General features: G+C 50.0%; 7 protein-coding genes and 1 pseudogene. 1 reads left to right on the top strand and 7 read right to left on the bottom strand.

The window, feature by feature from the left end:
- Nucleotides 1-399: 399 nt before the first annotated feature.
- From ACX80Z_RS13755 to ACX80Z_RS13785, 7 genes are all read right to left on the bottom strand, one after another.
- The gene (locus ACX80Z_RS13755; RefSeq protein WP_459316251.1) at nt 400-1,023 is read right to left on the bottom strand and encodes an acyltransferase; all 624 of its coding nucleotides are present in this window, start codon (nt 1,021-1,023) and stop codon (nt 400-402) included.
- 77 nt (nt 1,024-1,100) lie between these two features.
- Entirely contained in the window at nt 1,101-2,789 is a 1,689-nt protein-coding gene (locus tag ACX80Z_RS13760; protein WP_459316252.1) for a glycosyltransferase family protein, read from the bottom strand.
- A gap of 181 nt (nt 2,790-2,970) precedes the next feature.
- Complete coding sequence (locus ACX80Z_RS13765; protein ID WP_459316253.1) at nt 2,971-3,645, bottom strand: hypothetical protein; 675 nt, start codon at nt 3,643-3,645, stop codon at nt 2,971-2,973.
- The gene (locus ACX80Z_RS13770) at nt 3,642-5,693 is read right to left on the bottom strand and encodes a glycosyltransferase family 2 protein (RefSeq protein WP_459316254.1); all 2,052 of its coding nucleotides are present in this window, start codon (nt 5,691-5,693) and stop codon (nt 3,642-3,644) included. Before ACX80Z_RS13770 ends, ACX80Z_RS13765 begins: the two co-directional genes overlap by 4 nt.
- Entirely contained in the window at nt 5,690-6,121 is a 432-nt protein-coding gene (locus tag ACX80Z_RS13775; protein WP_459316255.1) for a hypothetical protein, read from the bottom strand. The genes ACX80Z_RS13770 and ACX80Z_RS13775 overlap by 4 nt, the downstream gene beginning before the upstream one ends.
- 392 nt (nt 6,122-6,513) lie before the next feature.
- Entirely contained in the window at nt 6,514-7,167 is a 654-nt protein-coding gene (locus tag ACX80Z_RS13780) for a hypothetical protein (protein WP_459316256.1), read from the bottom strand.
- Nucleotides 7,164-9,275, bottom strand: a complete 2,112-nt coding sequence (locus tag ACX80Z_RS13785; protein ID WP_459316257.1) for a glycosyltransferase — start codon at nt 9,273-9,275, stop codon at nt 7,164-7,166. The genes ACX80Z_RS13780 and ACX80Z_RS13785 overlap by 4 nt, the downstream gene beginning before the upstream one ends.
- A 1,298-nt stretch (nt 9,276-10,573) precedes the next feature.
- Here ACX80Z_RS13785 and ACX80Z_RS13790 point away from each other — a divergent pair.
- A pseudogene (locus tag ACX80Z_RS13790) lies at nt 10,574-11,265 on the top strand (transposase); the annotation flags it as partial.
- Nucleotides 11,266-11,376 lie beyond the last annotated feature (111 nt).

Raw genomic sequence — 11,376 nt, forward strand, 5'->3', positions numbered from 1 at the left:
AACAACTACCGGTCAGAACAATACTCCAGTGCCTGACCCTTCATGCATTTTGGCCAAATTCTCCGAGGCCGAGTACCGCACATGCTGATTGCCCCGAAACTGGCATAGCCGCCGACCGGTAACCGTAACGTTGGTGGCCCAGCAAAGACCTATTCAGGACCTGTGGAAATCTGGAGCAGTCTAACGCCGGTTACCACGTACAAAACCCCCTAATGTCAGGTTCACGCTCACAGATAAGGTTCGACCGGCGCCCACGCCAGACTTAGACATCTCTCCCCGGACCAAACTTACTGAAACAGAGAAACTCAAATGACGCTAAGGTTGAGAAACCTACGCCTAAATGAAAACAAGACCAGACAAACTTATAGGAGCAAAAAAGTTAAGCCACAAAAAATCTGGCTATTCATTCAAATTCTTTATGTGATTAGCCGGAACCCCGCCCACCAGCGTGTTCGAAGGAACATCTCTGACGACAACGGAACCAGCTGCAATCACCGCGCCTGGTCCGATATTGACACCCCCGAGCACAATCGTTCCGCCTCCAATCCAAACCCCGTCCCCGATGACGATCGGGTTAACCTTACCCTTACCCGCGCGGCGATCGCTGCTTCCCATTTCATGACTGTCCGAAATAATACGCACAAAGGGGCCAATCGAAACATTTGATCCTATAGTGGTCCGGGCGCGGATATAGACATCACGGTTAATAAAGGTTCTCTCACCTATATTCACCGGACCTAGTATTTCTCCATTGCGAAAAATGGTTACTCGCTCACCAATCGTTATAGGTGAGTCCTTCCTCGCCGAAAAAACAACCCCTCGACCTATCTTTACTTTCGGCCCTATACTCACAAACTCACCGGAACTCTTAGATCCAGGTGGAGTCGTATAAGAATAATCTGTCTCGAATGTTTCCAGAACCTCTCTAAGATCCCCTACCTCACGTTCCAGGAACTTCAATCGACCCGAACGATTCAGAAACCCTATGCGCGCCATTTTCCTGAAAAGCCAGACTAACCCCATGATTATTCTACCCAAAACGGTCTCCCTTCACTAGCGCAACCACAGCAACGCAACCACCTTTCCATATGAATTGCAGACTATTGCTGTTCTATGGGCGCGTAAATGTCCGACAGCCAGTCAATTGGGCCGAATAGACGTTGCGCCGAACTCAAATCGCCATCGATCAGGAACTTCCAAGCGTCAAGCACCCGATCACTTTGTAAAGCACGCAAGGCAGAAAGTTTCTCGGATTCGGCGGCCCTGACGGCTGAACTTCGAAATCTCAGAACTTGGGCAACTCCGTCAGCTTGCGTCGGAGAAACAATAGTATTGGGCCAAAGTGTCCCAATCCCCGGCCAGTTGCGAGCAATAGGAAGAGCCCCCGAAGAAATACCCTCGGCTAGTGCTACATGCGAGCCTTCGAGGTCTGACAGTGAAAGAATCACCCCTATTTGGCGATACCATCGCGACATATCCCGTCCGGGCGGGTCGAAATGAACGAATCCCCGCAATAGTGGATCGTGTTTTATTCGCTGAAGCGAGTGGCCCCACTGGCTCCTCATACGATCAATCTGCGCCCAGTTCACGTGATCTGGGGGCAAAGCGCTGCGGATTCGCAACGAATATCGCAAATCAATTTGCCTTAAAGATCTCAACAAATCTAGCGCTAAATCCAACCTCTTTAAGTCAGGCCGGATACCGACCAGTCCCAGAGTGAACTCAGCGCCATCAAGCTTAGGTCTCCGGAAATGTTTGCTATCCACGAAGTTTGGTATATATACCATTTTTTCGGCTGGCCAGTCATATTTCTGCACAAGTACCCTTCCAACCCATGGAGCAATCACCACCCCCGCAAAATACTTGGCCATGTCAGTCCTATGAGGAAATTCGGTCGTTACCTCATATCGATGCGCCCGGACTATCAACCGCTGTCCTGATCGAGCCCGATCTTGAATCCACACATTGTTCGGTCGAGCCCATTCCGCAATCACAACCTGTGAATCTCTCATAATCTGCGGCGAAGCGCTATCGCGAGGAGGTCCGGATAAATGGCTCCACTCGTCCAAAGAAACCTTCATGTTGGTACGCACTCCTAGCTCGCGCGCAAGTTGGTCGATAAATGTGAGCTGGGTGCCTATTATGCCAACCTTGGTCGAAGCACCACTCGGCGAGGCGTAAGACATGAGGCGGGCACACCCGAGCCGGACGTCGTCTTCCGTGAAACCCCGAAGCGGCATCTTCAGTAGGTCTTTGCGTGGATCAGGAAAACCAGATGGAAGGACCTTAATGCGAGCGGAGAGATCAGACCAGGAATCATTCGTGGACGCTAGAAAGTCGTGTTCCACAACCTTTGACGCAGAAAAGTTCCAGATTGCCTCTGCCGTCCCGTTGACTGCGGTAAACATTTCGTTCAGTGTTGCGATTTCGTCAAAAACTTCGGCAGTATGACCGTCAACGCAATCGTCCCCTGATCCGTCCTCACCGGCCGTCATCCGATCTAGGACTGGTGGTATCACAACGACCTCAACACGCAACCCGCTTGTTACAGATTCGATCTCGTCTTTCGACTCTTCCGAATCAGTGATGAATCCAGCTACAGCCCCCGCATATTCTGCTACAAATTTGGTCCACTTTGCGTCTTTGGACCAACCTAGCTTTTCATTAGGAAACACAATCGGCCAAACGTTATTAATTTCTCCCGCGGCACGGCGGAATGATAAAAGATTCTCGCGTCCCTCGACGATCACTACTGCTTCACTTCCGACAGCCGAAAGGGACTGAGTCATGGAAACTCCCTCCGACAGAATTACGGAACCTCCGAGAGACTCAAGTGCCGCCCAAAAGGACCCCCTCCAGGCACCTATAAAAGGCGATCGAGACCAGTTGCTTGACGCTACGTAACCCAACTTCACAGGTCGCACATGCTCTCCATCTAAGTAGATTGTATGAAACGGTACTTTATCCCTATCACAACGCTGGTCTCTTATCTCCTCCAAAAACCACCGACAACGATATACCGACGCGCGACAACAACATCTCGACAGGTCTTGAGTTGAATTCATGACGAGGCTCCGCGGTATGTATCACTAATTCGGATGCCATAAAATCGTCGCAAAAAAGAACTCCCGCAGCAATCTCTGGTAAATGCACTTCGATACCAGAAGCTTTCGCCGCAACAAACAGCCAAGCATTGGACGCTACTATCTTACGTTTGACCCCCACTAAAGAGCCGTTGTATAAATCAGACCGTGTAAGTACTAACTCTGCCTCATCTCGAGCCAATCCACCTATAATATGTTGGCCGTCCACGTTGATGAATGATTTCAAACGCAACCGATTGGACCCCCTGGGCTGTTCTGGAGCTTCAAAATGCACCGGGGATAGCCAGACTCCCTCTGGATCCGTGTACCTAAGGACGCCCTCGGCGACAAAATGATTTACCGGAATTTCAAATTCTAGAGATCGAGAGGCATGACGGCTAAAAATTAGAGCGGCAGCAACAGCGAGGCGGTCGGGATTTACCACTAGTGGCTGCAGATCAAAGAGCAATGACTTGACCCGGGGTGACCCATCTAGCTCATCAGCAACCGAAGTGAAACCGAACTGGGCTGTTTGTTCATTCTGAATCCACCTAACCTTCACTTTACTTCGTTCTCCTTAGTTATTGCCGAGAGCTCTGACGGGTCCAGTAATGGACTTAAACGGGGCCGGACGATCGTACACTTTGCATTTCCGGCTACACGACCTATCTCTGTCCTGAGCCTTATTGCTGATTCAAAGGTACCGACCGTGAAGTAATACATCCGCTCAGATTCGAGATTTTTAGTCATCACGCTGTAGCTCACTGCATGTGCTTCACCAAATAATATGCGGCCATTTTCCGTTTCGCTAATCTGAGCCAAAACTAAATAGCGCGGCGCGTCCTCTAGTGTCTGCTGACTAAGAGCATGTTTTATATTTTGCCGGGTCGCCTCCGGCCATCTATCTGTCTCAATGTCCGGGGTGGGATGTGAATCTAGATTGACCACTCGAAGTTCGGCCGAAACCGTATAGTTGATACCGGAACTAGCTAGACGCATGAAATCCTGCCAAGATATAGCGTCATACTCCAAAACCATATTAGTTATGACGTCATCGCCATTGTAAAAGATCGCGGATGAAGAGGGTTTACCTGGGAGACCTTCGACATTCGCTGCATCTGCCACACTTACTCGACGAGAAACAAGGTGATCAGGCAAGAACGGAGTCAAATCTTCTATGTAAGTCTTCCGACCTGGAACCTTGCCCCAATCAAATTTAGCGGCGTCCATTTGGGTTTTTTTCTGCTCCTCACTAATTCGCGAACTTAAATAAATTAAGTTGAAGGCTGCCCCAGTCTTTTGCCCCCCGCCGCCCACATCCGTGATTCGTCTCGAATGCACCCGCCGTAAACAGCAAACCACACCAGAGTGAACCAAATGTGCACCCGATCGCAACAATCTGAAAGCTAAATTGTTGTCGACAGCACTTTCAAGACTTTCGTCATAGCGAAGCATCCTCAACAAATCCGCCTCAATTAACCAAGTCGAATGGCCGGGAGCAAATCCCGTCATAAACGCGGCACCATATGTAAAGTTGCGTCCATGATGAAAGACTAAGTCACCGTTACCATCGTCGAAATTGACGAAACTACCATAAACGCCCTGACTTCCTTCTTCGAGCGCTTCAACTTGGCGCTCCAAACGCCACGGAAGCATAAGGTCGTCATCATCATGAACGGCTATATAACGGCCAAGGGCCTGATCACTCCCGAGGTTCCTTGCAGACGAAATCCCACGTGCTGACTGATAAAAGTAGCGCAGCCTAGGATCGGTCATTTCCTGGACTACCTGTCGCGTATCGTCCGTCGACCCATCGTCAACAATAATAATTTCTGTGTCGAGGAAGGACTGAAGCAAGACCGACTTGATACTTTCTACAAGCATTTGTGCTCTGTTTCGTGTCGCGATCACGACCGAAACCATCGGGCGCGGCTTCTCCTTGAAAGCCTTTGATAGTATGTCGGCCGAGCGGGCGTTAGAGAGTTGGAGCGAATCATCTTCGGGAACCACCAGTCGTGTACCCCTACTAGGCGGCATTGAGCTCACAGTTCTGTAGCCTTCGAGTTTGCAATTCTTGATGAATTGCAAACAATCGAGGCCGCCTTGAGCGGTGTCACCAAAACCGCCGGCTTCAGCCCAAATAGTTTTGGCGAAACCAGATCCCAGTACTCGACCACCCGCGGCGACGCCGTTTAAGCGGGGGTGTTCGTCCCCTAAACCTTTAGCAACGCTTTTGTCATCTTGATCGTTGTCGAGGACAACGTAGACTGCTTCAGTCTGGGACATCCCAGCCGTTTTGAGGAACCCAATACCCGCGGCGTTCAATATTGTTCCTGCTTCTAAGACAACAAAGAAAGCTTTGTCAGTTTCAGCACAAGCAAAATTGATTGCGGCTGCTGGCGAATGAACAGTCGGTAAAGAAAGAAGCCCGGTCGAATATTCAACTGATAAATCACCGATTGGTGAAAGATCGCCCGAGCCGTATGCAACCAGCGTGACTAAGGAGCCTTCGAGAATATCTACGAGACGGGCCACAGTAGGCGACATTGCTGGCATGTCCTCGGACGATCCCAAAACCAAAAATCTCACCGGATCTTTTTTTTCACTCATTCTGCAACCTCAGCATCTAATGTCTTTAGATTTGAATAAGGATGGCTGGATGAAATATTCATGGCCTCGGAGACCACGTGAAGTTTCCCAAAACAAGCAGACGGGTTTGTCTTTCGCAAATTGTTACTCACTCCGGAGGGCCATGGGCGAATCCAGAAATCAATTGAGGCGGCAGATCCGCTCAGATCGATCTGCGGAAGATGGACCAGGCCCCTATCTTTGACATGGGAGCTGTAGACAAAGTGGCGACCAATGGATTCTGAATATGACCATTGCCGAGAAGGGGCAATTATCATCCCTTCCACGTCCGTGCACCTGACAGTGAAAACAAACTCCTTGGCCTTAACTTCATCTAACACATCGAGATATAGCTCTAAATGGTTAAATGGTTCAATGAATGATCCCTTGTAGTGCGAAATGTCGATCATACTCTTTGCGCAGCGGAAGCTGCTCCTCCAAAAATTTATTGACAATAGTTCGGAAAATTGGCGCCCATGCGCCTGAGCCGCTGAATACTCACACCTCGCGGGACGGATGGTCCGGGGCCTTGTCAGTTAGCTCTAGCTTTCGGTCCTCGGATGCTCAGTCTAGTTGACCAAGCCTGTTCAGCAAGTGGCACACATACCCGGCAATGAAATGGCCTCGAATAGACCGATATTGAGTGATATTCGCTTAGCTCTAAGAGGGCCCCGAGATACACAAGTACCGTGCAATCAGGCCGCCTCCCAACTTCACACGCCCCCGACCTACCTGATTAGCCTCGCCCGCCCGGTGAGCGACCAGCTCCCGCCTAGGCCAGAGATTTGTAGAACTAGATCGCTTATGGGAAGAACTTTCCCTCCCCCTCGATCAGGACCCCCAACCGCGTAGCACCGACCAACCTAGAAATCCGATCTGAAGTGAAAATGATCTGTTTCGGGCCCGGAAGAACCACTTCGTCGATGTCTAGTTCTTCGGCAAACAGAATTGCAACGGCCAAGTACACACACATAACATCGACTTGATTAGCTTCTGAAAATATCCATGCATTTGAAGCAACCATTAGGTTACTCATCGAGCGCACAGACCCCGCCCATTGGTCTGAACGCCGGATGTCCAACGTAATATTTGAAGCGAGTTTTCGAGAAGTGCTGTAGTGGTTTGTAAATTCAGGGGTCGTGACAATGAATCTGTTAGAACCTTGGGGTAGAGCCATCGGACTCAGGTTAACTGGATTAATCGCAACAGAAGCAGGTGCCAAGAAGTCTTGAATAGCTTTCCCCGTGGCCGGAGCTATTTCGGATTCGAAAACGAGTTCACCACTGGCGCCGTTTTGAAATAACAGAGCAGCCGCGATGGCTAGCCGGTCGGGCGATATAACGATTGGCGCTCTGTCTATCCACAGTGTCTGGACAGGCAGAAATGAGTCGTACTCACCGGTCTCCCCCTCCACTCCAAACCGACCAGTCTCGTCCTCAATTATCCTGACTTTCATTCAGCCCCAACTGTCTTAGATAAGAACCCGGCGAGCACTTCCGAGGTGGAAATTGGATCTGCGGAAATAAGGTAAGAGGTCCCTTCGAGGGCTCCCATCGACACGCGGTCCTGTCCGCTGAAGTCCTCACCCTCTCCGAGGACCTTCAATAAGACTCGTCTCCCATCTCTTTCGAGTACAAATACATCTTTACTGTATATAGAAAAGTCTTCTTGATCAACCAGAAGCAAAATTAAAAACACTTTCCCGCCGCGAACATTTTTCAAGAAGGGGTATGCGATTGCCAGATCGTCTTCAACTTTTTGACTAGTTTGCGTTTCTATAGATTCACGAGGTCTTGTCGATAAGCTATACGAAACATCTTCAGACTTTAAGAAGGCTAAATCCGACAAACTAATCATATTGGCGTGGTGATCCTCCAGAACTACTTGACCACTCTTATCCAATATTCGCCAAGATCTTAGTTTGTTGCCAAAACGGGAGGAAACCTTGCCCGGTATATCACCCAAGCCGTGTAACGTCACGGAACGACTTACTAGGTGGTCAGGAAGATATGACCGCGCGAGATCTGAATAATTTGAACTCCCCTCCACTGAAACCGAGTTCGCGGGATTACGTATGTCATAGATGGACTGAAGCTGCGTGCTAGAAGCACTATGTTGAAGCATGCGCAGTGACATTTTCGCTGTGCTCCTCTGATTGGAGCCGTTCATATTGGTCATCTGCATTTGATGCATACGCCGAAGCGTCATAATTTTTCCCGAGTGATCAAACTTCAACCCGCTCCGTATCATCCTTAGCGCCAGATTATTGTCTGACCCGCTTTCGCAGAACTCATCATATCGGAATGACCGTATTGAAGCGGTTAATATCATCCACGTTGAGTGGCCTGGAGCCCCGCCAGCCACCATACTTGTCAAAATCGAAAATCGTTTGGTCGAGACTAAATCAAGACTGCCGCTAGAATCGTCAAAATTGATATAGGCGCCATATGACCCACTGCTACCGGGTGTCAGTGCATCGAAATGGTGTTCAAGCCGCTGGGGCATCATAATATCATCATCGTCGTGAACAACTGTATAAAGCCCTCGAGCTATGTCCGACGCGGTATTCCTCGCTGCAGCAACGCCCCGGTTATTTTGATAAATGTATTTAATTCTTTTATCGGTAAACGAGTCGACCACAACCTTCGTTTCGTCAGTTGACCCATCGTCAATAATAACCAATTCGAAGTTTTCTACTGTTTGCAAAAGGACACTAGCAATACTGTCTCTTAGTAGATTGCTCCTATTGAAGGTCGCGATGACCACAGTCACTAAAATTGGAGCATCATTCGGCTTATGCTCCCACCTAACGACGTTGCGAGTTCCAGTCTTGTCCTTTGCAAGGATTTCCCTGTTAAACCGGACGGCTTCGGCAACTTCCTTTTCGCCTTTAGCACCGCTCAATGTAGAAGGATGCCACACATGAAACATCCGAACATTTTCTTCGTCAACCCACACCAGTCTTGTTCCGCTACGTTTCAGGCGTTCAGCAAAGTCTAGATCCTCGCCCCCATAGGTATGCATACGCTCGTCGTAGCCGCCTTGGTGCAAGAATACCTCCCGGGATGTGGCAACCATTCCGCCCATACCCCACCGTGGGCGGAGGCGCGATAATCGATCTAGTTCAACCCAGTCGGGTCCAGAATTTCGTATTTGCTCACAACCGAGCCAGGGAGGAAGATCTCGACACTGCAGCAATAGCGCTGTGTTCGCGAGCTGCGAGGACAGTTCGGAAATCCTAGAAAGTGTGCCAGGAGCGAAAATCATATCCGCGTCGGTAGACACGAGTACTTTACCGTGTGACCGAGCAAACCCTGCGTTCAATGCCTTAGACCTAGACCATTTTCCGTCAGGGGTTTCCGTACGCGAGTACACTGCTCCCAAAGACTCGCATTTTTCTTTTACTTGGTGTGGGTCTTTCGAGCCGAAGTCTGACACGATAATCTCAGCAATATGCTCATCAACTGATGCTCTAATGGATTGAATCGAAAGCGCTAAGCGGTCTAGCCCCCAGTCCCTGAATCCGAAAACTATCGATAGGTCTGGCTGAATATCATTAGTCAATTTTTGTACCTCTTAGCCATGCCCACAATATGAGGATCGCCCTTCAACGAACTTTGGTTTGAGAACCACATTTCGCCAAAAGTTACTTCACCAGGCGTTGCATTCCTGGCCCAATCTATAATGTTTATGAAGATTTTCCTTATTGGGCGGTTGCAGGTTAGCGTCCCTATTGCGACGAATGTATTCGAACGCGCAGCAGTAGAGTAGATAAACGGAAGACCTATTTTTTCTGAGTACGCTAGGCCCAGTTCCTCCGCGCAAATCTCATTTCCTGATTCGTCAATGCATTTCACCCCAAAAACATGACTGCGGTCCGCCGTATCCTCAAGCAAATATGCCGCAAGGTGGACTTCTTGGATTGAACCACCGATTATTTCTGATATATATTTGACAGACACGTCGCCCCGCAACTGATTGGAAAATTAATAACTCATAATATAGAAGGTTCTTAGTCGAAAGACCAACTTCTACCTGATCGATTCTTGGTTATTGTTCACTAAACGGAGTCAGTTTCGTCTAGGTAGACAAGTATAGCTTAGGACTCTTTGGCTGAAACATTGGTTTATACGCCCTAACTAGATCCCCTTGGTTGGGCTACCAGCCCTTACCCTCAACCAGCGTTTGCGGGAATAAGCTCGAGTAGATTGAATCCTCCTAGATTCGTATTCTGACTCCATTTACGGATCAGTCCCAATGCTTCGGACAGACCGAACGCTACGTGCCCTTTTAAGGTGAGACGCAATAAGAAGGATCGGCTTACCTGTTTTTGGCAAACGAGATGCCTTCGCATATCGTATCAATTCCTTTTGAACGTCGTGGCTCATATCCTGTTCGTTGGAAACAATCAAAAACGGGGGAAGTATTTCAGATTTCTCAAATCGATCGCGGACATCAACCATGTCAGGGTACTTAATTCTATGTTGGGCATCCGGCATTGAGGATTGCCATGACCATCGCGAAAAGAGCTTAGCTCGTCTGGATCCGCTTCCGGTCTGTGCAGCTGGCATAAAACACACCAGACGGTCAGCAGAGGACCTGCGCGCTAGAACCCCATGAATAATGAGACCACTTTTAGATCTGTTTTCAAGCGTCTCTACGACGGCCCTCGACCACTCCATCACTGAACCGTATCACCTCCCATCTTCCCTGAGCCGATCTTCGGCGGGCTCTATTCCCTACTCTTTGTTGAACTTGGCTAACTCTCTTAATACTTAAAGCCACCTGACGTTAGGGGACTGCCCCGAGTTTGCTTGACTCCTGACTTGTGAGGATTTACTCCTCGCAGCAAGGATGTTCACATGCCCAAGCCATTTCCCGCCGAGTTCCGACGCGACGTTGTCGCCGTGGCACGCAAGCACGAAGCGCCGATCTCCCAGATCGCCAAGGACTTCGGAATTTCCGAAGCCACTCTGCATAACTGGCTCAAGAAAGCCGACATTGAAGACGGTGCCCGTCCCGGTGTCACCCAAAAAGAAGCCGCCGAACTCCGAGACGCAAAGAAACGAATCCGGCTTCTGGAGCAAGAGAACGAAATTCTTCGCAGGGCGGCGGCGTTCTTCGCCAGGGAGCTGCCCCCAAAATGAGGTTTCCGCTGGTCCTTGACCTTGCCGTAGATGGAGTTCCCATCGCGGTGGCCTGCCGGGTGCTGGGTTTTTCCAAACAAGCCTTCTACGCATGGAAGGCAGCGCCGGTGACGGACCGTGATTGGTCCGATGCGCATCTGATCAACGCTGCCTTGGACGTCCACCGTGACGACCCCGCGTTCGGGTACCGGTTCATCGCCGACGAACTCGAAGCGCTGGGCTTCACCGTCGGTGAGAACCGGGTTTCCCGGTTGTGTAGCAGCCAACAGATCTGGTCCGTTTTCGCCAAGAAACGCGGCCTGACCCGCAAAGCTGGCCCGCCGGTCCACGATGATCATGTCCAGCGGAACTTCACCGCGACGGCCCTCGATCAATTGTGGTTGACCGATATAACGGAACACCGCACCGCTTGAATTCTAGGCATCGTCGCAACACCGGCTCGCTATGTGAGTTCCAGTAAAGCATGCAGGCGCTCTGCCGGGGTGTCCCAGCCCAGGGACTTGCGTGGCCGCTCGTTG

The sequence above is a fragment of the Arthrobacter sp. TMT4-20 genome (assembly GCF_054510775.1).

Coding starts and splice junctions, on each gene's coding strand:
- ACX80Z_RS13770 (WP_459316254.1), bottom strand. CDS start 5,693: ATGAGTGAAAAAAAAGATCCGGTGAGATTTTTGGTTTTGGGATCGTCC.
- ACX80Z_RS13760 (WP_459316252.1), bottom strand. CDS start 2,789: ATGACTCAGTCCCTTTCGGCTGTCGGAAGTGAAGCAGTAGTGATCGTC.
- ACX80Z_RS13780 (WP_459316256.1), bottom strand. CDS start 7,167: ATGAAAGTCAGGATAATTGAGGACGAGACTGGTCGGTTTGGAGTGGAG.
- ACX80Z_RS13755 (WP_459316251.1), bottom strand. CDS start 1,023: ATGGGGTTAGTCTGGCTTTTCAGGAAAATGGCGCGCATAGGGTTTCTG.
- ACX80Z_RS13775 (WP_459316255.1), bottom strand. CDS start 6,121: ATGATCGACATTTCGCACTACAAGGGATCATTCATTGAACCATTTAAC.